The 23,872-nt window shown below is 54.1% G+C and carries 21 protein-coding genes; 4 read left to right on the top strand and 17 right to left on the bottom strand.

The annotated features are described in order from the left end of the window. Window positions 1-8: 8 nt before the first annotated feature. From BN3277_RS03945 to BN3277_RS03965, 5 genes are all read right to left on the bottom strand, one after another. Entirely contained in the window at window positions 9-1,229 is a 1,221-nt protein-coding gene (locus tag BN3277_RS03945) for an ABC transporter permease (RefSeq protein WP_059040997.1), read from the bottom strand. A 2-nt stretch (window positions 1,230-1,231) separates the two neighbouring features. Next, the gene (locus BN3277_RS03950) at window positions 1,232-1,984 is read right to left on the bottom strand and encodes an ABC transporter ATP-binding protein (RefSeq protein WP_059040998.1); all 753 of its coding nucleotides are present in this window, start codon (window positions 1,982-1,984) and stop codon (window positions 1,232-1,234) included. 23 nt (window positions 1,985-2,007) lie between these two features. After that, the gene (locus tag BN3277_RS03955; protein ID WP_059040999.1) at window positions 2,008-3,438 is read right to left on the bottom strand and encodes a DEAD/DEAH box helicase; all 1,431 of its coding nucleotides are present in this window, start codon (window positions 3,436-3,438) and stop codon (window positions 2,008-2,010) included. A gap of 422 nt (window positions 3,439-3,860) precedes the next feature. After that, window positions 3,861-4,637, bottom strand: coding sequence for an SDR family NAD(P)-dependent oxidoreductase (locus BN3277_RS03960; protein ID WP_059041187.1), 777 nt, complete (start codon window positions 4,635-4,637; stop codon window positions 3,861-3,863). Between the two features lie 1,720 nt (window positions 4,638-6,357). Then, window positions 6,358-6,816, bottom strand: coding sequence for a chemotaxis protein CheX (locus BN3277_RS03965; protein WP_059041000.1), 459 nt, complete (start codon window positions 6,814-6,816; stop codon window positions 6,358-6,360). A gap of 269 nt (window positions 6,817-7,085) precedes the next feature. On the opposite strand from BN3277_RS03965, the gene BN3277_RS03970 reads away from it, so the two are divergent. Continuing rightward, window positions 7,086-7,988: a LysR family transcriptional regulator gene (locus BN3277_RS03970; protein ID WP_059041001.1), complete on the top strand. Its 903-nt coding sequence runs from the start codon at window positions 7,086-7,088 to the stop codon at window positions 7,986-7,988. A 56-nt stretch (window positions 7,989-8,044) separates the two neighbouring features. Further along, window positions 8,045-8,854 carry a histidinol-phosphatase gene (locus BN3277_RS03975; protein WP_059041002.1) on the top strand — a complete coding sequence of 270 codons (810 nt, stop codon included), beginning with the start codon at window positions 8,045-8,047 and terminating at the stop codon, window positions 8,852-8,854. 142 nt (window positions 8,855-8,996) lie between these two features. On the opposite strand, the gene BN3277_RS03980 is transcribed toward BN3277_RS03975, so the two are convergent. Continuing rightward, entirely contained in the window at window positions 8,997-9,560 is a 564-nt protein-coding gene (locus BN3277_RS03980; RefSeq protein ID WP_059041003.1) for a GNAT family N-acetyltransferase, read from the bottom strand. Window positions 9,561-9,562: 2 nt separating this feature from the next. Further along, window positions 9,563-10,306, bottom strand: a complete 744-nt coding sequence (locus tag BN3277_RS03985; protein WP_232436322.1) for a DUF1361 domain-containing protein — start codon at window positions 10,304-10,306, stop codon at window positions 9,563-9,565. 164 nt (window positions 10,307-10,470) lie between these two features. Between BN3277_RS03985 and BN3277_RS03990 the strand changes: the two genes are divergently transcribed. Continuing rightward, window positions 10,471-10,800, top strand: a complete 330-nt coding sequence (locus BN3277_RS03990; RefSeq protein WP_059041005.1) for an MGMT family protein — start codon at window positions 10,471-10,473, stop codon at window positions 10,798-10,800. On the opposite strand, the gene nagZ is transcribed toward BN3277_RS03990, so the two are convergent. The 9 genes from nagZ to selD form a co-directional block, all read right to left on the bottom strand. Continuing rightward, window positions 10,788-12,110 carry a beta-N-acetylhexosaminidase gene (nagZ, locus tag BN3277_RS03995; RefSeq protein WP_059041006.1) on the bottom strand — a complete coding sequence of 441 codons (1,323 nt, stop codon included), beginning with the start codon at window positions 12,108-12,110 and terminating at the stop codon, window positions 10,788-10,790. The two genes, BN3277_RS03990 and nagZ, sit on opposite strands and share 13 nt — an antisense overlap. 45 nt (window positions 12,111-12,155) lie before the next feature. Beyond that, window positions 12,156-12,731: an LOG family protein gene (locus tag BN3277_RS04000; protein WP_059041007.1), complete on the bottom strand. Its 576-nt coding sequence runs from the start codon at window positions 12,729-12,731 to the stop codon at window positions 12,156-12,158. Window positions 12,732-12,771: 40 nt separating this feature from the next. Next, a complete protein-coding gene (locus BN3277_RS04005; protein WP_059041008.1) occupies window positions 12,772-13,314 on the bottom strand; it encodes a hypothetical protein in 543 nt (180 codons plus the stop codon). 64 nt (window positions 13,315-13,378) lie between these two features. Further along, window positions 13,379-13,837, bottom strand: coding sequence for a DinB family protein (locus BN3277_RS04010; protein ID WP_059041009.1), 459 nt, complete (start codon window positions 13,835-13,837; stop codon window positions 13,379-13,381). 191 nt (window positions 13,838-14,028) lie between these two features. Further along, window positions 14,029-14,775, bottom strand: a complete 747-nt coding sequence (locus BN3277_RS04015; protein ID WP_059041010.1) for a MerR family transcriptional regulator — start codon at window positions 14,773-14,775, stop codon at window positions 14,029-14,031. Window positions 14,776-15,500: 725 nt separating this feature from the next. Then, a complete protein-coding gene (locus tag BN3277_RS04020) occupies window positions 15,501-17,198 on the bottom strand; it encodes a YcdB/YcdC domain-containing protein (RefSeq protein WP_148500968.1) in 1,698 nt (565 codons plus the stop codon). A 59-nt stretch (window positions 17,199-17,257) separates the two neighbouring features. Next, a complete protein-coding gene (locus tag BN3277_RS04025; protein WP_148500971.1) occupies window positions 17,258-17,545 on the bottom strand; it encodes a hypothetical protein in 288 nt (95 codons plus the stop codon). 136 nt (window positions 17,546-17,681) lie between these two features. Continuing rightward, the gene (mnmH, locus tag BN3277_RS04030) at window positions 17,682-18,719 is read right to left on the bottom strand and encodes a tRNA 2-selenouridine(34) synthase MnmH (RefSeq protein ID WP_059041188.1); all 1,038 of its coding nucleotides are present in this window, start codon (window positions 18,717-18,719) and stop codon (window positions 17,682-17,684) included. A 22-nt stretch (window positions 18,720-18,741) separates the two neighbouring features. Then, entirely contained in the window at window positions 18,742-19,794 is a 1,053-nt protein-coding gene (gene selD, locus BN3277_RS04035; RefSeq protein ID WP_059041189.1) for a selenide, water dikinase SelD, read from the bottom strand. A 204-nt stretch (window positions 19,795-19,998) separates the two neighbouring features. On the opposite strand from selD, the gene BN3277_RS04040 reads away from it, so the two are divergent. Continuing rightward, entirely contained in the window at window positions 19,999-21,075 is a 1,077-nt protein-coding gene (locus BN3277_RS04040; protein ID WP_059041013.1) for a permease, read from the top strand. Between the two features lie 41 nt (window positions 21,076-21,116). Here BN3277_RS04040 and BN3277_RS04045 read toward each other — a convergent pair whose 3' ends face one another. Continuing rightward, a complete protein-coding gene (locus BN3277_RS04045) occupies window positions 21,117-23,768 on the bottom strand; it encodes a carbohydrate-binding protein (protein WP_059041014.1) in 2,652 nt (883 codons plus the stop codon). Window positions 23,769-23,872: the final 104 nt, after the last annotated feature.

The raw sequence follows: 23,872 nt of genomic DNA on the forward strand, positions 1-23,872 counted from the left end.
TTCTTAGGTTATTCTTCTTCCTCTTCATTCCATTTGCGCGCCCAGGAGGAACGCATGCCAAAGGCCAGCAGGAGACCCGCAGCCAAGGAACCAAACGTTAGAGCAGCATCCCCGCCCGGGATCACCGCCATCGGCAACCAGAGCAGTACCGTCATCGCAAATAGCAGACGGGAGCATAGTCGCAACGCCGCCGCTTTCCGCGCACCAACCGGCAGCGGATAGTAGGAGGCGGCCGGCGAATCGCGATGGGCCTGACGCAAGGAGGCCAGCTGCGTCCCCGCCAGAAACACAAATAACAAATAGATGGCCGGCCCCAGCCACGACTTGTTGTTCCATCCCGCCAGCACCATGCCGAGCAGCGTCAGTCGCATCACGATACCAAGCAGCTCACTGCGCACAAATGTCTTGACCAGCAAGTACCGATAAGCGTCGGTTGGCTTCCAAGGAATTCGGTTACCGATGCCGGACAGCCAGCGGCGGCGGATCACCTTTTGTCCTTCCGCCGGCACGTCCACAAACCAACCCAGCACCAGCATCACTCGAGCCGCTGCCGAACGTTCGGCGGTAATCAGGTTGTCCCAAGGAACTTTGTGCTTCATCGGAAACCGTAGGATCAGGGCGTAGTTGAGGCTGACGAGTACCGTGAACAAGGCGCTTTTCCAGGCTGGCTGCCAGATCCAAGCTGCAGTCATCAGCAGAACAAAACACCAGCGGAGGAAGCGATACCCGGCTCTAGCCCGGGATGTCGTGATTCGCAACTCCTGCCAAGCCCCGTATGCGCTTAATGCCTTGAGCAGCAACAGTGCGAGCAACATCAGCCAAAGGGGCTGGATCGCTCCCCCCTCGCCGCTGCGCTGATATAGCGGCCAAGCCAGCAGAACCACGATATAGAGTCCAATCAGCTTATAAATCAGTCCGTTCCGAAAAGCCGGGGTCAAGTATGTCGTTATTTTCGTCTCCTGCGGCAGCAGGAAAATGACATCGGCCGGCTGCGCATAGGTTCGAAATCCGGCATATACGGTCAGCGGACCCCAAAGCACCAGTAAAATCCAGCGAATCGGCAAACCGGGCGGAATGTTCTGCAGAAACGCCGTATACCATGCCGAAAATGCGATCAGAAGCAGAAGCATCAGCACGGCGACACCGCTTTGAAACACATAGGGCAAATACGGGAGCACTTTGCCCCAGAAGTCTGCTTTTCGCCGGCTCCGCAGCGATCGAAGCTCCATCGCTATTCGCCGTCCTTCACTAAGGCGTAGAAGATCTGCTCCAGCGAAGCTCCCGAGGCTTGCGCCTGCTCCCCGATGTCGGCCAGCGTCCCTTGGGCCAGCACCTTCCCTCGGTGCAGGACGATAAAGCGGTCACAGTAATTTTCGATCGTCGACAGGATATGCGAGCTTAACAAAATCGAAGCACCGCTTTGCTTCATTTCCAGCATGAAATCCAGCAGCGAACGGATGCCCAACGGATCTAATCCCAAAAAGGGCTCATCGATAATATACAGCGGCGGCCGGGCGACGAACGCGCACATGATCATCACCTTCTGTTTCATCCCTTTGGAGAGATGGGCCGACAGACTGTCGGCCTTCTCCTCCATATGAAACAGCTTCAGCAGGCGGTCGGCCCGCTCCTGGTAAGCCCCCGGCTCCACGCCGTAGGCCCGGGCGGCGAACTCCAAATGCTCCCGGACCGTCAGTTCTTCGTATAGCAGCGGCGACTCGGGAACGAAAGCCAGCTGCGACTGATACGCCTCCGGCGCTTCGCTGCGCGTATGGCCGGAGATCAGAATCTCGCCCCGATGCGGTGCCATCAGCCCAAGGATATGCTTCATGGTTGTGCTTTTGCCGGCCCCGTTCAGCCCGATCAGCCCGACCATTTCCCCCGGCTTCACCTCGAAGCTGATCTCGTGAAGTACAGGCCGCCCCAAGCTATACCCCCCGCTTAGCTCCTCGACCTGCAATACGGGCAGTTCACTTCCACTCAAACTTAACGCCTCCCACGCTCCGCCTAACTCCGCGGCGGCTTATTTTTCAACCATTTCGGAGCGCCTTTATTCTTCCGATCCTGCAGGCGATCCTTCTTCCGCTCGGCAGCCGGCGTCTCCTTCCGCGCTCCTCCGTTGCCGGAAGCTGCTTTGCTCCCCGGCCGCCCGGAAATGTGCGCGGACTTGCCAGCCCGTCCGCTGCTCCCCTCCCCGACGGGACGGCTGGTTGTCCCCGGCGCGGTTGTCCGGCGGACTGGAGCACCAGCCCCCGACTTGCCGCTGCCGGATGGACGAGTCCGCTTGCCTGGAGCATCCGCTCCCGCGTTGGTCAGCTTCCCGCCATAGAGCGCCTTCGATTCAATCTCGATGCCCAGCTCCCGAGAGAACTTGCGCATGATGAACTCCTCTTGCGGCGCGATGATCGATACGGCTAAACCTTGGCGGCCCATGCGTCCGGTCCGGCCCACACGGTGAACGTAGTGCTCGGCATCGATCGGCGGATCCAGGTTCACAACCAATGACAGCTCCTCGATGTCCAGCCCGCGCGCAGCCACATCGCTCGCCACAAGGACGCGGATCTTCCCTTCGCGGAATCGCTTCAGCGTTAAGCTGCGCGCCGTTTTGTCGGCATCGCCGTATAAAGCCCCGGCACTGAGGCCGACATAACTCATTTTTCCTTCTACTTCGGCAATTTGATCGGTATTATTGATAAAAGCGATCGTCCGCTCCGGTTCGAAATGGCGGATGATCCGCCGCAGCATATCAATCTTGTCCCTCGCTTCGCATACGAAGTAGAGGTGCTCGATCGTTTTGGACGTCCGCTGCTCCGGTTCGATCCCGATTTCCAGCGGCTCCTTCATCTCTTTCGCCGCCAGTGCCCGGATTTCCGGATTGATCGTCGCCGACAGGAACATCAGCTGGCGTTCCCGCAGCGTCCCGCGTAAGATCTGTTCCACATCCGCCGTACCGCCGAGCTGGAACATTTGGTCTACCTCATCAACGACGACCGTGCGCAGCGTATGCAGCTTCAGCTTGCGCAGCGCCAGAATTTCGCGGATGCGGCCCGGTGTACCTACAACGATCTGGGGGTGTTGCTTCAGCTTCTCCAGCTGGCGTTTGATCGCAGCGCCGCCGATCAGCGCCTGGGTTTTGATCCCCAGCGGCTCCCCGTATTTCTCCGCTTCCCGCTGGATTTGCATCGCCAACTCCTGGGTTGGGGCTAAGATTAACCCCTGCAGCGTTTTGTCCGCCGGCGTGATGCGCTGCAGTAATGGCAGCAGGTAAGCTAATGTTTTCCCGGTGCCTGTCTGCGACTGCGCAAGGACATCCCGGCCTTCCAGCGCCGCAGGAATGCATTCCGCCTGTACCGGCGATGGCTCCGAGATCCCGTAGTCCAGCAAAGCTGCCGTCAACTGCTCTCCAATTCCCAGCCCGGCAAATGTTAATTTCGTCATTTCAACGTTCATCCTTTATTTTCATATTACGTGTTGTCCCATACCAATATTTTCATTATATGCGATAAGCATGAGTCACAACAAATGAAGGCTTCTTTTTGTTGCCCTCATTTTTCTAGGTACGGCCCCGCCTTTTCTGTAATGTTGTATTTGATACAACATTTTTGGCGGGAAACGATCTATTCTCCGTGAAATGTTGTATTTGATACAACATTTCATGCTTCATTTTGCCTATGGCGATCCGAATGTTGTACTTTTTACAACAATTCGGTTTGAAATATACCATAGCTCGTAAAAATGTTGTATTCAATACAACATTTTTACGCTCCAACTCAACCGCCTCATTTTGTAGAACCGCAACCGCCCCTCCCCCTCTTCCTGCTCCAGCCGCAAATAAAAAACCTGCCTTCGCAGGCAGGCTATTATTTCTTATTCATCATCCGATAGCTTAAACGATCCGCCAAGCGCGGGAACATCTGGTACCATTTGGCCCCTACGCCGGCGATCCAAGGCAGGTTAATCTCGGTTGTGCCCTTTTCCGCCGCTTTCACCATCGCTTTGGCGACACGCTCCGGCTTCAGCATCATCCATTGCACGTTCTGGACGTACCCCCCGCTGGGATCGGCGATCTCAAAAAAGGGCGTATCAATCGGTCCCGGATTAATCGTCGACACGGTGATGCCGTACTCCCGGACCTCTTGGCGCAGCGCGCTGCCGAAGCCAACGACCGCATGCTTGGTCGCGGTGTACGCCGTCGATTTGGCCGTGCCGATCTTCCCCGCCATCGAGGCGACATTGACGATCCGTCCGGAGCGGGCCGCCTTCATGGAGGGGAGCACCGCCTTCGTGCATCGCACCATTCCTATGTAATTGACGTTCATCATTTCCGTAAATTCAGAAACCGGCATGTGCTCCAGGGATTCGAATTTGCCGTATCCCGCATTGTTCAGCAGAATATCCACTCGTCCGAATTCCTTCAGAACTCGTTCAAACCCATCCTCCACAGAAGCGTCGCTGCCAACATCCATCTCCAGCACTAGATGCGGGCCTGCCATTTTCGCTGCCACCTGCTTCAGCTTATCCGCATTTCGAGCAGCCAATACGACGACCGCCCCACGCTCTGACAACATCTGCGCCGCCATCGCACCAATCCCGCTGGATGCGCCGGTGACAACGGTGATTTTGCCCTCTAACGAAATACCCACTCCCTAACTCCCCTTCAAAAAGGTAGTTCAAAAAGTCATCTTCGGATCACGACGTATTTTCAGAGAAGGAACTCGACGTCGAATCTTGAATTCACCCGGTCCTTCCGTTGCTCACGTAGATCTGTCTACGCTCCGCTACTCACTCCCTAGCTTCATTCAACCTTCTCGGTGCTCCAAACCTGCCTTCTTGAACTTTCATTTAACTCGGTAGTTCAAAAAGTCATCTTCGGATCACGACGTATTTCAGAGAAGGAACTCGACGTCGAATCTTGAATTCAGCCAGTCCTTCCGTTGCTCACGTAGATCTGTCTACGCTCCGCTACTCACTCCCTAGCTTCATTCAACCTTCTCGGTGCTCCAAACCTGCCTTCTTGAACTTTCATTTAACTCGGTAGTTCAATAAGTCATCTTCGGATCACGACGCATCCCAATGAAGCTATTCAACGTCGAATCTTGAATTCAGCCGGTCCTTCCGTTGCTCACGTAGATCTGTCTACGCTCCGCTACTCACTCCCTAGCTTCATTCAACCTTCTCGGTGCTCCAAACCTGCCTTCTTGAACTTTCATTTAACTCGGTAGTTCAATAAGTCATCTTCGGATCACGACGCATCCCAATGAAGCTATTCAACGTCGAATCTTGAATTCAGCCGGTCCTTCCGTTGCTCACGTAGATCTGTCTACGCTCCGCTACTCACTCCCTAGCTTCATTCAACCTTCTCGGTGCTCCAAACCTGCCTTCTTGAACTTTCATTTAACTCGGTAGTTCAATAAGTCATCTTCGGATCACGACGCATCCCAATGAAGCTATTCAACGTCGAATCTTGAATTCAGCCGGTCCTTCCGTTGCTCACGTAGATCTGTCTACGCTCCGCTACTCACTCCCTAGCTTCATTCAACCTTCTCGGTGCTCCAAACCTGCCTTCTTGAACTTTCATTTAACTCGGTAGTTCAATAAGTCATCTTCGGATCACGACGCATCCCAATGAAGCTATTCAACGTCGAATCTTGAATTCAGCCGGTCCTTCCGTTGCTCACGTAGATCTGTCTACGCTCCGCTACTCACTCCCTAGCTTCATTCAACCTTCTCGGTGCTCCAAACCTGCCTTCTTGAACTTTCATTTAACTCGGTAGTTCAATAAGTCATCTTCGGATCACGACGCATCCCAATGAAGCTATTCAACGTCGAATCTTGAATTCAGCCGGTCCTTCCGTTGCTCACGTAGATCTGTCTACNGCTCCGCTACTCACTCCCTAGCTTCATTCAACCTTCTCGGTGCTCCAAACCTGCCTTCTTGAACTTTCATTTAACTCGGTAGTTCAATAAGTCATCTTCGGATCACGACGCATCCCAATGAAGCTATCGACGTCGAATCTTGAATTCCGCTTAACCACGAATAGAGACCTATAAGGTCTCTGAGTTCCGCTAAATTATGAAAGCGTCGAGGAATGGACAAATAAGGGCTGTACGTTCCGTTAGCTGGTTCAGCTGCATACCTGAAATATCCCTGCATACTACCGGACGTATCCCCTTGCTTCATCCAAACTCCACCGTGTTTCCGGCCTGCCTTATTCCACCCTCACCGGGTCGCTTCACTACCACGGCTTCCACTTTCGCGGTTGCCCCGCTTTAGCGGTCGTTTTACCTTCGCGGTAGTTCCGCTTTCCCACTAACAGCAGCCGACGCTCGATAAGTTGACTTCTTGCTGCCCTTATCTTAAGAGATCATCACTTGAATGTCCAGTTCGCCAATACCGTCCATTAAGAGCGGGATGCAGAGCGCCTTGCGAGGGCCCATCCCGGTGGCATTCTCCGTTTTGATGATCTGCGGCGGCGTGATATCCACGGCAAACCCCTGGTTGGACAAAATCGTACTGGCATTGCCGCTGATCATGTTGCCAAGCTCGGAGATCGCGCTTTGTCCCATCTCATCCATTTCCGTCAGGACAAAGCCGCCCATCATCGCCGAAACGATGCGCAGCGCCACGGTTTCCTGTAAACCAAACACGACCATGCCGCTGAAGTGGCCCGTCATGCCGATTTGAATCCATATATGATCCTGCACAGGAATGATTTCTTTAACCCCCATACTCCCGGTGGAAGGAGAAACTTGAACGACCTGTTGAATGACCGAACGCGCGGATTCAAGAAAAGGATTTATGACTTCTGCTTTCAAAATTATGCGCCCCTTTTCACTAGGAGAATAACTTTACGATACATTAGACCCAGCATTTAGTTAAAACATATTATACTTTATTCCTATACATAAGTCATTAAAAATCGAATGATGGAGCCAGGGAATCCCCTAATGGGCGATTTTGTCGAAAGTCCCCCAAACGGCGCATCATTGATTTAGCAAAGGAACATCACCTATAATTATTAAATCACGAGGAAAACGCCGGCTATGGCGTTCTCCCCAGGAACGGGAAGAAAGGAGGCCTTCTGGTGAATATTAGTCAGTTGGAGACGCTAATCACCATATCCAAAACGAAAAGCTTCCGAAAGGCGGGGGAACTGCTTAACTTAACCCAGCCTGCTGTATCGGCCCAAATCAAAAGCTTGGAGGATGAGTTCCGCACCGTACTGGTCGACCGCAACCAACCGGTTACGTTGACCGATCGGGGACAAGTCTTTCTCGAACAAGCGGAGCGCATCCTGGATATCGTCGAGGAGCTCAAGCAGAAGCTGTCCGACATGGAACATACCCCGCAAGGGCATATTGTGCTTGGGACCACCACCTCGATTGCCATTCAGATCTTGCCGCGGATTTTGTCGTATTTTCAAGACCAGTTCCCGCTGATCAAAACCACCATTCAATCCATGCCCTCCAGCCAGATCTATCAAAACGTGGAGCAAGGGCTTGTCGACATCGGGATCGGGTATTTGATTGAGAACAACCCCCAGGTGCTCTCGTCGGTGTTATATTACGACACCTTCGAATTTGTCGTTTCTCCGCTGCATCCTTTGGCGAGTAACCCTTCACCCACTCTCGAGTCGCTGCGCGACGTCCCCTTCATTATGTTATCGCCCGACACGGTTGGGCGCCGCTTCATCGACGAGGTCTTACGTCAACATGACATCGAACCGCACATCGTAATGGAGCTCTCCAGCAGCGAGGAAGTGAAACGGATGGTGGAAATCAATTTGGGCGCAGCGATCATTTCGCGGCAATCGATATTACGCGAGTTGAAACAGGGCACGCTAAAGGTTGTTCCGATCCCCGAGCTTGAAGTGACGCACCCGGTTGGCGTGATCTACAAATCGAGCCGTTACATCAACTCGGCGATGCAGCAGTTTCTCGGAGACCTGAAGGGCATGCCGGAGACGCATTTTATCAGTTCCGAATAAACCGGACGGACGGCAGCCCGCGCAAGTTCCCACCACTAGAAAGGAGCAGACACCCGATGAAATTCGACCTTCATACCCATCATTTCCGCTGCGGCCACGCCGACGGGAACATCCGTGACTATATCGAAGCCGGCCTTGCTGCAGGGTTATCGGTGATCGGTATCAGCGACCATACACCGTACTTCGGCCGCGAGGAGGACCAGCCTTTTCCCCGGATCGCCATGGGCAAACAAGCCTTTGCCGGTTATGTTGAGGAAGTGCTGAAGCTCAAACAGGAGTATGCCGGCCGAATCGACGTTTTACTGGGGATCGAATCGGATTTCTTTCCGGAACATCTGGGCGCTTATCGGAATACGCTAAACCAGTATCCATTTGATTATATTATCGGTTCGGTCCACAGCGTTGGAGAGGTTAGCATCTTTAACAAAAATCGTTGGAAGGGCCTGAGCCGCGAGGAGAAAGTGTCCAGCAAGGAAACCTATTACGAGCTGATCCGCCAGTCTGCGAGCAGCGGAATGTTTCAGATTCTGGGACACATCGACGCGATGAAGGGCAACTACCCGGCATTTACCGATATTCCGGCCGCCCGGGCGATTGATGAGACGTTAAAAACGATCGCAGAGCATGGAGTGGCGATTGAAATTAACACCTCCGGGAAAACGAAACTAAGCGGCGGTTGGTATCCGGATGATTCGATCCTCGAGCGCGCCCTGCATTTTGGCGTTTCCGTGACCTTTGGTTCCGACGCCCACACGCCGTCGCGGGTTGGCGATGAATGGGAGGAAGTCGCCCAGCGCCTCAAGGAAATCGGCTTTCACGAATGGGTATATTATAAGAACAAACAGAAAATCAGCGTCCCGCTCTAGACAAAAAAAGAGAACCCGTCATCTCACGCTCCGGGTTCCAAGAGAAAATATATATTCAAAAGGGGGTCATGTAATAAGTGTACCCCCTTTCTATTAGGGTTTGATCACAGCTATATTTCATTTGTGTAACAAAAACTATCACTTACGTTTCAAAGAACTTCCCTTCGGCGAGATACCTTTTGTACGTCACTCCCTCGCCCTCTCTTCCGACTGCGAAGTCACTTCCCCCCTCCTGCAGGCCGCATTTCCTCAAGACGCGTTCCGATGCCGGATTATCCGGGCTGCAGCGGGCTTCGACGCAGTGGAGTCCAAGTGTGCCAAAAGCGAAATCCAGCACGCGTTGTGCCGCTTCGGTTGCATAGCCCTGGTTCCAATGAGCCGGGGAGATGAGATAACCGAGCCGCGCTTTTTGACCAACAACATCCCAATACTGCAGCGAACATAGACCTATCCAATCTCCTCCCTCCTTTTGAATCACGGCGAAATGAAGATCCCGCAAATCACGGTACGATTCCTCAAAATAGCGATAAAGACGGCCCGGGAACAGCAGTTTTCCCGGATTGATCTCTGTAAACGCGCGAACAGCCGGATCGGACATGCAGCGGAATATCGCCCCCGCATCCTCCGGAAGAAGTCGCCGCAGCCGAAGTCGTTCGCTCTCCAGCACCGGAAACTGCCGCCGCAGCTGCTCCTTGATTGGCGTCATGCTCACTCCCCCCGGATCCGCTCCGATGAGCGGTAAACTCTCGCAAACCCATAGTGCATCACATAACAGAAGAACGTGATCAGAAAAATCCATTTACAAAACGCCAGCGCATGCGCCACATTCGCGGCATCGGTGAAATACACGGCCGTTTCCCGAAGCACGAATCCCGGATGCCTCAACACATCCCAACTGTTCCAGCGGATAAAGCGGCCGAGATAAACGCCAAAGCTGCTAAGCAGCAGTACGGCAACGGCAAAAGCCCAGCCTGCCCAACGGCCTCCCGCTTGTCGCACCAGCCGATGTACCGATGCCAGAGATATTGTCGCCAGCGCCAATCCGAGCAATCCGGCAAATAATAGCGTAAAGAGGTGGTCCCAGAACGAAATCTCCTCCCAGAACCGGGTACCCGCTGCAATCGGGTAGCGGTTAAACGGGTGAAGCAAATCGGTAATCAGGTACGCGGCATTCGGATAGAAAAACAGCCATAACAATCCAACCGGAACGCTTAAAGCAACCTTGGCCGTCCGAGAGGTTAAGAGCGAAATCACGTCGAGCAGGACCGCCAGCCCCAGCGGAATCCAGGCCAAAAACGCGTTCCAAATCAGGAACAAGTAAGGCGGACGCCCGCCCTCCGGCAGCCGCGTGCCAATTACATATTTCATCCCGATCACCGTAAAAATGAATAGGACCCCGTAAAAAATCCATTTCTCCGGATAACCGAGATTCCTCCATCGTTGCAAACCCATCCCTCCCGTTGGCTTTTGGCCAATATACGTTTTAGTCCGGTGGATAGTTACCTTCACGGCGATCTCCCTGCTCCGGCCCCGGGTGGTGTTAAGGACTGGAACTTGTCTTTGATGCGTGGTATATAACGGTATAGATATCCTACGTAAAATAAGGAGTTTTCGCCATGCAGCCGTTTACCGCACGAACGATTGAAATCATATCCGCCATCCCGCAAGGCAAGGTAATGACCTACGGCCAGATTGCTGCCGCTGCGGGGAGCCCCCGCGCCGCCAGGCAAGTCGTCCGCATCCTGCATAGCATGAGCGGCAAATACAACCTGCCTTGGTACCGGGTCGTTAACGGGAAGGGGGAAATCGCCTTGCAAGAGGAAGCCGCCGCCCAGGAGCAAACGTGGAATTTGGAAGCAGAAGGCGTGGAAGTGCTGCCGGGGGGACGCATCGACCTGGATCGATACCAGCACCGCCCGGAGAGTTCCAAGAATTATAACCCATAAGGCTTCAGGATGTTGCTGATGTCCCGGTTCAGCTGTTTGATGTCCGGTCCCTGCGCGGGTTCGTTGGTCAGGTTATATTTCTGCTTCAGCTTCAGCACGTTATACACCCGTTCATCCAGCGTTTCCGCTGAAAGGGTGCCGGAGCTTACAGCATCGCGAAGCGCCTGGATCACCTGCTTCTCCTTCTCCTCGTCATGACCAACCAGCACGATATTCCCGCCGGCTTGAACGAACTGCACGGCTGCGTCGCCGATATCGTAATGTTCGACGATGGCACCCATCGTCATATCGTCGGAAATGACCGTGCCCTCATATCCAAGCTCCTGCCGCAGCAAGTCGTCAATAACCGCTTTGGAGAAGGAGGCCGGATGCTCGGGGTCCAGCTTCGGCATCAACAGATGCGCGATCATGACAACGTCGGCCCCCTCTTGAATCGCCTGCTTAAAGGGCACCAGCTCCAGCTTCCGCAGCCGGGTCAAATCATGCTCCACGACCGGCAACCCCAGATGCGAATCGACCGAGGTGTCGCCATGTCCCGGAAAGTGCTTCACAACTGGAATCACGCCTTGTTCGCGAATTCCCTTCATCGCGGCAATGCCCATGCGGCTGACGATCTCCGGCTTGGTTCCAAACGCCCGGTCTCCGATTACTGGATTATCCGGATTGCTGTTGACATCAAGCACTGGGGCGAAGTCCAGGTTCAGTCCGAAACCGGACAGCTCACGGCCGATGATCCCGCCGATTTGCCCGGCCAATTCCTCGCTGTCGGTATTGCCGATCTTGCGAGCAGTCGGCAGCTTTGCAAGCTCCCCAGGCATGCGGCTGACCCGCCCGCCTTCTTCGTCAACGCTCAGAAACAACGGTACCGGCTCGTTTTGGTTGGCGGTTTTTAAGCCGTTAATTAAATCCAGCGCCTGCTTGGCGTCCTGGATGTTATCTTTATAGAAAATAAAACCCCCGACATGATACTCCTCGATCAGCATGCGGGTTACGTCATCCGGCTTAGTGCCTTCCATGCCCACCAGGACCAGCTGGCCGATTTTCTCATCGGTGCTTAACTGGGCCAGCAATTCAGCAGCGGGATCCGGCGGCGTCTCCGGGGGTTCCGGTGTTTCGGGGGCAGAGGGGGAGGTCTGCCCTTGGTTGGTTCCCGTCCCGTTGGTGCCGGAACCGCCAGTATCTTCGCCAACGGAAGGCGAGGGATTGCTCCTTGCCCCCGAACATCCCCCGACGAGGAGGGCAGCGAGCAGCAGCAGGCAAGCGATTGTCCAGAGGCTTCTGCTCCGATGTGATCTACTTCTTCCGTCCATTCTATCGCCTCCGTCTCTATTCATAATGCTTTACTACGGCAGGGGTTACCCCTGCTTCCATTTCTTCTCCGCGATGGACGGGATGAAGCTCTCCATTTGGGACAGCAATTCCCCTGGTTCCTCAGCCAAATTGATTAAGGCTTCATGCCCCGGATGTACAAATCCCGCCCGAACGCAGGAATTCACCAACTCCATCAGCGGCTCGTAATAGCCCTGAACGTTGAGCACGCCAACCGGCTTCTGGTGGATGCCGATCTGCAACCAGCACAACACCTCAAACAGTTCTTCCAACGTGCCAAATCCGCCGGGAAGAGCGATGAACCCGTCCGCCAGCTCGCTCATTTTTGCTTTGCGGGCATGCATACCCTCCACCTCGATAAACTGCGTCAGGCCCGGGTGCGCCATTTCACCGTGAATCAATCCGGAGGGCATGATGCCAACCGCTTCACCGCCGCCCTCCAGAATCGCATTCGCTACAGTGCCCATCAACCCGTGCCGCGAGCCCCCGTAAATTAAGCGGTATCCCCGCTGTGCCATAACTTTCCCCAGTTGCTCCGCCTTCTCGCGGTATTGCACATCTTCGCCAAATCGCGAACCGGCAAATACGCAAATCGATTTCATCCTCTTCCCTCCTGCGAAATGAAAATAGTCAACGCGAAAATCAAGCAAAATCCGAGTGGGTCCCTGCAAGGTCCCAACGATGGCTGTATTTCACCAACCGTGGATGCGGCTGATGCGGCTCGGCCGTAAGCAGAAGCCGGATTTTGACGATCCACTCCTCAAAGGAGGAGAAGGAGGCGAACTGGTTCGCCAGCTCCGGCGTCAAGTACAGAAAGTGAGGGGCCGGATAGACTTCCGTTAAGTGGCGAAGGGCCGAGTCCATGGGTGTGTATTTTTTTCGCTTGCCTTCCCATCCTTCCACGACGATCGCCGTCGATGCCCCCTTGTGCTCGCGTCTCCACTCATGCAGCCGATCCTCCCTACGATAGAAAGGGCTCACCGGTTCTTTGGACAGCCGTCTCATCGTTTCTTCATGTAATGGATAGAGGACCAGCTTCGTAAACTTGCGAGTTTCTGCCTCTTCTGCGACCCGCAGCAGCTCTTCGTCCGAGATCGACTCAAAGGAATCATAGAAGATCAACGTACCTTTCCGGCTCGGGGCCGGAGGCTCGTAACCAAAGGGCACCTGAATGTTTTGTCTCAAGCCGCTTCCTCCTCGGTGCGTAATTTGGGATATATGGATTAGATTGCCCTTTTTTTATAAAAAGCTACCGAATTCCCCGATTGATAAAATTAGGCGACACCGGCGCCAATCCCAATTCCCGCGACCAAACCGACAGCTGCCCGATATGATGAATTTCATGGGCGATGACATGACGCAGGATTTCGCCTTGCGTAAACTCTCTTCCCCATGAATCGGTAACAAGCAAACCGTCCATGTCGTTGGTCCAAGTCTGAAGAAATGCCTCGACTTCCGTATGGAAGGAATCCGAAAGCTTTTTCACCAATTCTAGGGACATAAAGGATTTAAAATCCTCCTGGAAATCCGGTTTCCCTTGGATCGTGCGAATCCAACTCCATTCGACATCAGCGATATGAAACAACGTCTCCAGGATATTTCCAAAGCCCCCTACTCGCTTGCGCAGCAGTTCTTCTTCGGGGACGTTCTCGCACCAGTGAAACCATTCGTCCCGGACCTGCCAATTATATTGGAACATCTTTAACATCGACCTGACTCCTCTCCCTGGTCTAAGCGCCTTGAATCCTTCACGCTCCTTGGCGGTAACCTGATTTTACCATAAGTGGCTAGCCCAATTCAGCCTGCGGAATGTAAAAAGGCCCCCGGGACTAGAAGTCACAAGGGCCTTTGCAGTTATGAAAATCGTGTTCGGTTACCGATCTAGTCGTTGATAGAAAGTTAACTTGCGGCATAAGCTTCGGCCGCGGCCAGCAAGTAATACGCTAACCCGGTTTGTTGGCCTTCCAGCAGGGTGCGATGGAAATCGTCGCTGAGAAAAAAACGGGCCTGCGCCACAAAATCATCCGGAGAAGCAGGGTGCCCGTGTTGTTTCATAAAATCCAGATGGGTTCCGATAAGCTGGCGAATCTCCGCTTCCCGGTGGGAAATCCCCGAACGTAATGCCTCCGCCAGCTTCCCCGTAAACTCCATGGATTCCCGGGCTTGCTCGTTCAGTTCCGCCACGTCGATCGGCTGCTCTCCAAGAACTTCTACTCCATAGGTCTGTTGCAAATGCTCCTCCTGCTCCCTGAGCGCTTCACGCCACTCAGCTTCATCCGCAAAGCCTACAAACAGCTCCTTGCCCTTCAGACCTTCACCTGCAGCGGAGTGCTCCAACGATTTCTCCAGCGTTTGCAGGATCACCTCCAGCCTCCTTTGGCGGCTGCGCAGCAGTTCCCGCTGTTCGGTTAAAATCTCCCCGCGGTTCCGGTCCTCCTCCAGCAACGTTTGGATTTGTGCCAGCGGCAGCTCCAACTCACGGTAGAACAAGATCTCCTGCAACCGCTCCAGCTCGCGGTCGCCGTACAGCCGATATCCCGCCTCGCTGATTTCCTGCGGCTTTAACAAGCCGATTTTGTGGTAATGATGCAGCGTTTTGATCGTTACTCCCGACAGGTCCGATACCTCTTTAACAGTGTATAGCATGTCACATCTCCTCCTTTTATTGGCGGGACGTTGTTGGGTTAGGATTCGTCTTCCCGTCGTCCACTTCTTGAGCTTAAGGCCTCCTTAAAGGGGAGAGTCAATGGTTAAGTTTGCGGCTTCGCCAGCAGTTATGGCCGGAACAGTTTTCCGTTTAAGGCGATATGGATCGGGTCAAGATATCGTTTCATCGTGAATCCATTTGCCGGAATCCGGCGGTTTGGGCGCAGTTGTATTCGATTTTTCATATCCATTTCGTGATTTTTCAGCGACGTCAGGGCTGATTGTATATGATTTTTCGAATACATTTGCCGGGATCCGGCGGTTTGGGCGCAATTGTATTCGATTTTTCATATACATTTCGCGATTTCAGCGACGTCAGGGCCGATTGTATATGATTTTTCGAATACATTTGCCGGAATCCGGCGGTTTGGGCGCAATTGTATTCGATTTTTCATATCCATTTCGAGATTTCAGCGACGTCAGAGGAAATCGGTCTGTTCCTGAATAAACAGCAGCCGTTCGCGTAACTCCAATTCGGATGGATCGCTTGTTTCATAGTCCAAGTAAGGCTACCCCCTAGTAGCATGTTGTTGTTTTATAAGTGAATTCGGGGTGATTCCATCGATTACCTGCCGCAAGCAAAAAAGGAGAAGCCACCAAGGCCTCTCCTTCTTCGCATGATCCTTCTTCATTCCCGCTACCGCATTTTTACTGGCTAGGCAGGATTATTCGATGCCGATCGGCTGATCGGTTTGGCCTTGAAGCTTCACCAATCTCATCAGGATGGAAGCCGCTTCGGCTTTGGTGACTTGACGCTGCGGGTTGAATTTCCCGTTTTGACCCTGCAGCAAACCAAGCTGAACCGCAACGGCGACCTCGCCGGGCCGGGTGATTTGCTTGGCATCGCTAAACTGATCCGCCAATGCGTTCTTCTCGTAGAAATTCGCCGCCAAGCGGTCGTATTTCACGATCGAGACGAGCAATGCGGCCAATTGCTCTCGGGTCAACTTCTGCTCCAGCTGCAACGGTTGAGCGGTGTCGATCCAGCCCAGTTCGGCAGCATAACGAAAGACCTGGGAATACTTGTCGTCCGTTGGGACAGCTACATCCGTGGCCGCGGATGGGGAAGCCATCACGTAACTGGAATAATGGGGGTTTACCGCCTTCACGGCATAGGTCATCCAATCGCCCACGGTAATCGTCTCGTTTGGATGGAGATTCCCTTCATCATCCGGTTCAAGAATGCGGTATCGAACCAATGTCTTCAAATCCGCCTCCGCCCAATGGCCCTTCAGATCTTTGGGCTCCTTCTTGTTCCCCACCGGTTCCATGCGGAGATCATCAAACGTAGCCACCCATTTGCCTGTCACGGCATTCAACACTTGGTAGGACCGCGATGGATCCTTGGACTGCGGAGAGTACACCAGATAAACCTTCGGCTCGACGTAGGAATTATTGAGCATAAAGCCGCCGAATTGAGTATATAGCAATTTCAATTCATAATTGTCCAAATACGATTGGAGCGCTTGCTCGGCCGTTACGGTTACGGCTTGGCCGTCCGGCAGATTCGCCGGAACCTGGCCGTGGTTTACCGAATAGTAGAACAATCGACCATAGGCGTCGACCGTAATGGATACCCCTCCGCTCAGCACCGGAATGTCGTTCACATAACGGTTAAGCTCGAACCGGAACTGCTCCCCGTTCGAGAGACGGCTCCAAGATTCCCCGCGTTCCAGCAGTTTTAAATCCTGACTCGCTTGCGGATACAGCTGGTTGACCCACTCCAGGGCGCGCTGCTTCGCTTGACCGTAGTTCAGTTTCGCGGCTCCCGCAGGCGCCGCTAACGGTTCGCGAGGCTCGCCATAATTATAGGATTCAATCTGGAACTCCAGAATTTGTCCGGTTAAGGCATCAACCATAGCGGACGATTGCGTTGGGAAATAGATCGGTCCCGTTAGGTTTTGACGCTCCTCTTCCCATCTTAATCGCCACGTCTTACGCTCCGGATTCCGGAAATAATCCTGGTCTAGGCTCGGATAACTCAGCTTTCGTCCTTCCGGAATAAAAACGGTTTGTTCCACCAGGTTGGCGGCTTCGTCGGACGTCAATTCCGTGGTGGACGTTCGTGGCTGGAATACCTTGGTTCCGGCCGGAACCACGCTGTCCATCACCTTGGTAACCGTAATATCCTTGCCTTCGGTGTCGATCTTATGGCCCGTCTGGGCGTTAATCACCTGGGAAGCATCGGAGGCCGGACCCCAAGCCAACACCCAATCCGTGATGACCCCATTCTTGTATACCGGGACATACCCCAGCTCAACCTGGAACTCTTCCCGGAATTTCTTCTCCGCATCCGCTCGCGAAACGGTCGGAACGGGGGAGGGATAATCCAGCCTCTCCCCTAGCCGATTAAATTGAGTCACTTCGCCATCGCCGGAAATCGTGATACTGATCGATTCTAATCCGGAGGGGAGGCCGTTCTTCAGCACACTGAAGTTAAAGTAGTATTAGCCTTGGCAATCGCTTGCTCTTTCGTGATCTTCGCTTGGGACGGATCCGCCGTCGCCTCCCCCGATTTTGACGGGCCGGTACCCAAATTCCCGGTAGTTACGAGGACCGTCGACATTGTGCCCCAGGATTCCACTGCCTCCTCTGCCAACGCTGCCCCTTGCGGCAAAGCGACTAAAAGCGCCAACAAACCGAAGAATGCCATTTTGGCCGACGGCTTCCTGCGTGCCGACTTGCCCCTTTTTCCAACCTGATGCTTCAACCGTTTCACCTTCCCACTTTTACCAATATTTTCTTCTCTATTGTAAAGCGGTTGGCTTGGACTTTCCATCCCCAAAACGGCCTAGCAAAAAAAACAACCCGCAGCATCCTCTGCGAGCTGTTGAGAAACCTAACTATTAAACCGGGTTCGGCAGGAGCCGTTTGGCTTCCTCCACGGCCTCGTCCACCGAGCCCGCCCGAATCACCGTAAATTCCGCCTCTTCATATTGCTCCTCCGTGTGGGCATACCGGGGATCATAATAATAGATCAGCAGAAGCTCAATCGCGCGGTCATAGCGGCCTGCAAGCAAGCTTTGATCGATTTCCGCAGCGATTGGCGTATGAATCTTCGATTTGATTTTTCGAAATGCCTGCAGGCAGGCTTCCGGATGGTTCCAAGGCTCGTAATCCTCCAAAATGATCTGTACACGTACGTCCGTCGGCAAATCGATGCGGAGATGACGGCCCTGCTCTTTCTTCGCCATGAGAAAATCGGGGACCACCACTTTGCCGATCCGTTTGCTTTCCGCCTCCATCAAAACATAGGGTGCGTCCTCATAACGCAGGAGATCCTCCAGCAGCAGCGAGTCGAACATCTTCTGGTTGTGGGCGTGCAGCCCGATTTGGCCAAACACTGACCCCCGATGGCCGGCCATTCCTTCCAGATCGATCACAGGGTACCCTTGCTCCTGAAGCTTACGTAGCAGCAGCGTTTTGCCGCTTCCCGTATTCCCGTGGATCACGGTGAGTTCCGGAGCGAAGTCCATGTTTTCCAGTGTGCCGACAACCCACTGGCGATAAGCCCGGTATCCGCCGGCCAGCCGGTACGTATGGATGTCCATGAGGCTGAGCAGCGTCGCCGTCGTCCGGCTCCGCATGCCCCCGCGCCAACAAAACACCGCTTTACGCCCGGAGATTTCCGCAAACTTCCGGACGAAGTCCGGCAGCTTGGCCGAAACAATCTCAAGCCCGCGCTGTTTGGCGGCATCCACGCTCACTTGTTTATATAAGGTTCCAATTTCCGCCCGCTCTTGGTCATCAAACAGCGGGATATTCAAACTGCCCGGAATCGTGGATTCGGCGAACTCGGAGGGCGATCTCACATCGATCATCGTGATCGCCTTGCCGCTCTCTCTTTGGTCCGCCCATTCCTCCAAGCCTAAATCCTGAAACATATCCAATGCTGCAAACCCCTTCCTACACTTCCACCACAATATGGCCCGCGTTCTCCGCAGTGACCTCGCCGATCAGGCTCGCCTCAACTCCGGCTTTCCGCAGTTCAGCCAGCAGTTGCTCGCTTTGTTCCGGGTTCACGGAAATCAGCAAGCCTCCGGACGTCACCGCATCGCACAAAATGTACCGTCCGATCTGATCCAGCGATTCCGGGAATGTAATGTCCGCTTCCACATGGGCGTAATTGTTTTTGGTTCCGCCTGGGACAAAACCCTGCTCCGCCAGTTCACGAACGCGCGGGAGCACCGGTACATTGCTTTGCGAAATGGTGATCCCGGTCCCGCTGCCCTTAGCCATTTCCAGGGCATGGCCCATCAAGCCAAAGCCGGTCACGTCCGTACAAGCGTGCACTTCGTACGGCTCCATCACTTCAGCGGCAGTCTTGTTCAACGTAGCCATAACCGCGGTGACACGCTCCGTCTCTTCCGCGCTTAACTGATCCTTCTTGATCGAGGTCGTCATAATCCCCACGCCGATCGGCTTGGTCAGGATCAGCTTATCCCCCGGCTTCGCGCCAGCATTGGTTCTTACTTTATCCGGATGTACCAAGCCGGTCACCGCCAGGCCGAATTTCGGCTCCTTGTCGTCGATGGAATGGCCGCCCACCAACGTCGCTCCGGCCTCCTTCACCTTGTCCCCCGCGCCGCGGAGGATGTCGGCCAGGATGCTTTTATCCAATGTCGAAATGGGAAATGCCACGATGTTCAGCACCGTTAACGGCTTGCCGCCCATCGCGTAAATATCGCTAAGCGCATTCGCTGCGGCGATCTGTCCAAAGGAATACGGATCGTCGACGATCGGCGTAAAGAAATCGACCGTTTGCACCAGCGCGAGCTCGTCGTTCAACCGGTATACCCCGGCATCATCACTTGTATCGAGACCTACCAGCAAATCGGGATTCGGCACCGTAGGCGGGAGGCTCCGAATCACCTGCATCAGGTCGGCCGGGCCAATTTTGCAGCCGCAACCCCCTTTGCTGGACAAGGACGTTAATTTGATAGGTTCTGCAGTAGACATCTTCATCACAATCCTTCCCTATAGCTTTAAAAAAGGAACTTCAAGATTAAACTACAATTAAGCGTACTCCAGTTACGGTATAAAAGGCAACCGCTTCGGGCACTGCACCACGCCGCCTTCAAATCTAGAGCGCTTGCCATCGTATGGTATACTATATTTCGTGTGTTAGTTCAAATTCAAACGATCGTGGAGGGAAGAACACCAATGGCTTCATCAACTAGTAGTAACTACCCGCAACAACCACACGGTTTTAATAAACGCAAAACAGCGTTGTTTTTCGTTCTGTTTCTCATCATAGCCATCGCCGGCTTAAGTTATGTCAAATGGTGGCCTTATTACGGAAAAGCGTTTAAAGCCGTCACTGAGCATACCATCGGCTCTTCGATCCTGGGCGCGGACGCTTCCGGCCCGATCTCGTGGAGTGGAGCGCTCGATTATGCGACCGCCTATTTCAAATCGGTTTGGAAAGCGGCTGTTCTCGGCATTTTGCTGGGTTCGCTCGTTCAGGTGTTACTCCCCGCACAGTGGCTCTACAAAGTGCTCGGCAGCAGCCGCTTTAAAAGCACCTTCCTCGGCGGCATTGTCTCCTTGCCGGGGATGATGTGCACCTGCTGCGCCGCACCAATCGCCGCCGGCCTGCGCAAACGCAACGTGTCCGTGGGGGCCAGCCTCGCTTTCTGGCTTGGCAATCCGGTACTGAACCCGGCGACGCTGATTTTCATGACCTTCGTATTATCTTGGAAATTCACCTTGCTCCGCCTCGTATTTGGCATAGTGCTGACGTTTGGGGTGAGTTACCTCGCCAACCGTCTGGCCAAAGGCCAGCAGGTTCCGGCTCCGGCGGAGCTGGAACGGGCGGAGGCGGCAGCCGAGCTAAAGGACGAGGGACCGTTCGCCCTGCGCTGGCTGAAAAGCCTCGGGATGATGATCCTGAACGTCGTACCGGCGTATCTGTTATCCGTCCTGCTGCTGGGTGCGTTCCAAGGCGTCCTGTTCCCGGTGGAGCTGGGCGGCGGTATCCTGGCCATCCTGTTGTTCGCCCTCGTGGGCACGTTGTTCGTGATCCCAACGGCGGCGGAGATTCCGATTATCCAATCGTTCACCGCGCTTGGGCTAGGTGCTGGCCCCGCTGCAGCCCTGTTGCTCACGCTGCCAGCGATCAGCCTGCCGTCCCTGCTGATGGTATCGCGCTCGTTCCCGCGCAAGGTGCTGGGATTCGTGTTCGCCTCGGTGGTGGTCCTTGGGATTGTTGCAGGGATCGTAGGCGCTTGGGTATTGTAAAAAGAGAAAGGGAGCCGTACTTTAACGGCTCCCTTTTTTATTTATTTTTTCCCGCCCCCCGCAACAGGAACGAGCTTATACAGCTTAGACTCGGCGCCTTGCAGTGTGACGTGCAGCTCCGTCTTCGCACGTGATTCTTCGCCGGTCCACAGATCCGTCACGCGGAAGCCGGAACGGCCTTTGTTGTCCATCGCGGCCCGCTCGAACTCCAGCGTACGCTCGACAGGCTCGTTCGTGAAGTTAAACAAAGCGAGATAATACGCGCTGCCGTCCTTGAGGATGTAACCATCCGCCGCAGCGGTTCCGGTATTACCTTCGATCGGACGGAACGCTTGCCCTTTCTTGGCTACCGCATTAACGGCCGGGTTCACCAACAGCTTCTCCATGTATTCGCGGGCGGTCGGGTCAGCAACATCGTCCGAGTTCAGGAACACGGTACCGGAAATCGCCGTTGCGTTCACGCGGGTTTGCGCAGCCAACAGTGAGCCCCCCTTGGCTAACGTCATGTAATCCGGATCCGTGTAGCGGTAGATCGTGCCGTTTTGCCACCAGCCGTAGGTCAAGTTGTTGAGCTGGTATTCAGTGCTGCCCAGCGAACCATCGACATCGCAGGAGATCCGGCGGCTATGCGCGTATTGGCTTGGGAACAGCGGTGCGATCGACGCGCTGATAAACATCGAACCGTCCAGTGCATCCACGATGTAAGCCATTCCTTCATTGTAAGCCTGGATACCGGTAGAGACTTGCGGGTTATGGTGCTGGCCTTCCAATGCGCCATGACTCAGAAAATCCAGCTTAATATACTCAAATCCGTGCTCCTTAAAGCGATTCATATAATAGTCAATTCGCAGCTTTGTACCCGGATGGGTCGGATCCACGGCGTAAGCGCCGTCCAGCTTCGGCAATGGATTCCCTTGCGTATCGCGCAACACGATATCACCATAGGTATACCTGCCGTCCGTCCCTTCCACCGGTTGGCTTAAATTATCGCCCCAGTAGACGAACGGGCCGTAATAAATGCCGGCCTTTTGACCGTTTGCTTGGATATGATCCACCAGTTGGCCCAACTGTTCGTCGTTCATATTATCCCAGTAGGAATCGAGGTTGATATACAGCTGACCGTCGTTGTTAAAAGATGTTCCTTGCAGCTGCTCCTTAAAATAATCGGAGGTCTCAATAGCCTTGTCATAGGTTAAGTTGCTGCCGACGGCTCCCCAGCTGTTCCAGCCGACCGGAACCCCTTGCGGAACCCCGGGGCCAAACGCAAGCGGCGGCGTTTCCGCAGCATTCGCCCGCCCATACGTTTCCAAGCCGTCCCGATAGTCGGTAAAATAACCCACAAACACCTTCGGCGAAGCTATCTCCGTCCCGCTGACCTTGGCATGTGGCAACGAATCGTGCGTAGAAGCTAAGGAGGAGAAACCGCCGTATACGTTCAGCTTGTGCAGCCGGTCGTTGGATCCACTCCAATAAATGCCCGTTTTCCACGTATCATGGCTAACTGATCCAATCACAAAGCCGCGGCGGCTATCGTTATCGAAGATCGCCGTCAGCTCCGAGCTCTCGTAATTGTGATTGTTCAAATCCGTGTTGATCGTCTTGGACAGATACCTCGACCACGCATCGTTATCAAACGGCACGACTAGCACTCGGTTATCGCCGTACTGGCCGAGATCCACGCCGCCCCGGCGATCCACGATCAGCGGAGCGATATAATTCGTAGCCATCGGCGCAGCTTGCTCCGCGATGACTTGGGTAAGTAGATAGTCTCGCTGCTCATAGATATAGTAGATTTGCTTCAGGGTCGGCAGACCGTCTTGCTTGTTGTTCACCGTCACCTTGATTCCTTTGCCGCCCCGGTCCTGGAATCGCTCCACCTCATCCAGCTTAAACTCGTGTTTAGCGTAATCCTTGCTGGTCAAATATCGATCCAGCTGCAGGGAGCTGTACGCCCCTTGGATCTTCGCTTCTTCTCCGCGACCTTTCCAGCTGTAGGCCGACAGCCCGTTTTCCGTATTGTAGAGCAGCTTTAGACTGCCGCTGGTCACACTCATCCCCTTCACATGCCGGGTCACGGCGATCGGGCCGTATTTCACCGTTTTCACCGGCGCGCCAAGCTCCAGATCTTCACCGTCTCCCGGGCCGGTTCCCGGGTCTGAGGCGGAAACGAAGGTCAAGCTGATTTTGTCCAAATCGGGGGCATACCCTCCATCATCGTCAAAAGACAGCGTATTGGCACCGGCCTGCAAACGAACCTCGAAGCCGAATACGCCTACCGTATTCCAATCCTTCGTCGCCGGCGGCGTGAAGCGCTCCCGCTCTCCGCCATTGACGCTGACCATAAAGGAGCGGGAATCCCCGGAAATATACGACAAGCTCAGCTTGTAAATGCCGGCCTCCGTTACGTTAACTTCGTTAAACTGCATTGCTGAGCCCTGATAAAGGTTCCCCACTTTGGCCCCGCCCGAGCAGGTGTTGCAGTCGACTGGTCCCGCTTTACCGGAATAGGAGTTCACCGGCGCTTCCGCCTCAAACGAGTAGCTCGCGCCTGCCTCTTGTCCGTTCGCCTCCTCAGCGGCAGCCCGCAACGAAGCGATCTCGGGGCCTCCCGTCATCGAACAAACCAATATTGCGATCCACACAAATCGCCATACCGTCTTTAACTTCCGCCTTTTCGCCGTATCAACTTTCACGAATCATCCATCCCTTCGTCGATTTTTCCATTCCGGTTACGAACCTCATGTTAAAATAGACAGCGCTTTCTTTCTATAACTCAAAATGCCGATTTATAGCGGAA

Source organism: Paenibacillus rubinfantis, from assembly GCF_001486505.1.
Classification (GTDB): Bacteria; Bacillota; Bacilli; order Paenibacillales; family Paenibacillaceae; genus Fontibacillus; species Fontibacillus rubinfantis.

What these genes read in the sequence shown, in the direction of transcription:
- BN3277_RS03945 (WP_059040997.1), bottom strand. Translation starts at nt 1,229, where the DNA reads ATGGAGCTTCGATCGCTGCGGAGCCGGCGAAAAGCAGACTTCTGGGGC.
- BN3277_RS03990 (WP_059041005.1), top strand. Translation starts at nt 10,471, where the DNA reads ATGCAGCCGTTTACCGCACGAACGATTGAAATCATATCCGCCATCCCG.
- BN3277_RS03985 (WP_232436322.1), bottom strand. Translation starts at nt 10,306, where the DNA reads ATGGGTTTGCAACGATGGAGGAATCTCGGTTATCCGGAGAAATGGATT.
- nagZ (WP_059041006.1), bottom strand. Translation starts at nt 12,110, where the DNA reads ATGGACGGAAGAAGTAGATCACATCGGAGCAGAAGCCTCTGGACAATC.
- BN3277_RS04015 (WP_059041010.1), bottom strand. Translation starts at nt 14,775, where the DNA reads ATGCTATACACTGTTAAAGAGGTATCGGACCTGTCGGGAGTAACGATC.
- BN3277_RS03955 (WP_059040999.1), bottom strand. Translation starts at nt 3,438, where the DNA reads ATGACGAAATTAACATTTGCCGGGCTGGGAATTGGAGAGCAGTTGACG.
- BN3277_RS03980 (WP_059041003.1), bottom strand. Translation starts at nt 9,560, where the DNA reads ATGACGCCAATCAAGGAGCAGCTGCGGCGGCAGTTTCCGGTGCTGGAG.
- selD (WP_059041189.1), bottom strand. Translation starts at nt 19,794, where the DNA reads ATGTCTACTGCAGAACCTATCAAATTAACGTCCTTGTCCAGCAAAGGG.
- BN3277_RS04000 (WP_059041007.1), bottom strand. Translation starts at nt 12,731, where the DNA reads ATGAAATCGATTTGCGTATTTGCCGGTTCGCGATTTGGCGAAGATGTG.
- mnmH (WP_059041188.1), bottom strand. Translation starts at nt 18,719, where the DNA reads ATGTTTCAGGATTTAGGCTTGGAGGAATGGGCGGACCAAAGAGAGAGC.
- BN3277_RS04040 (WP_059041013.1), top strand. Translation starts at nt 19,999, where the DNA reads ATGGCTTCATCAACTAGTAGTAACTACCCGCAACAACCACACGGTTTT.
- BN3277_RS04010 (WP_059041009.1), bottom strand. Translation starts at nt 13,837, where the DNA reads ATGTTAAAGATGTTCCAATATAATTGGCAGGTCCGGGACGAATGGTTT.
- BN3277_RS03975 (WP_059041002.1), top strand. Translation starts at nt 8,045, where the DNA reads ATGAAATTCGACCTTCATACCCATCATTTCCGCTGCGGCCACGCCGAC.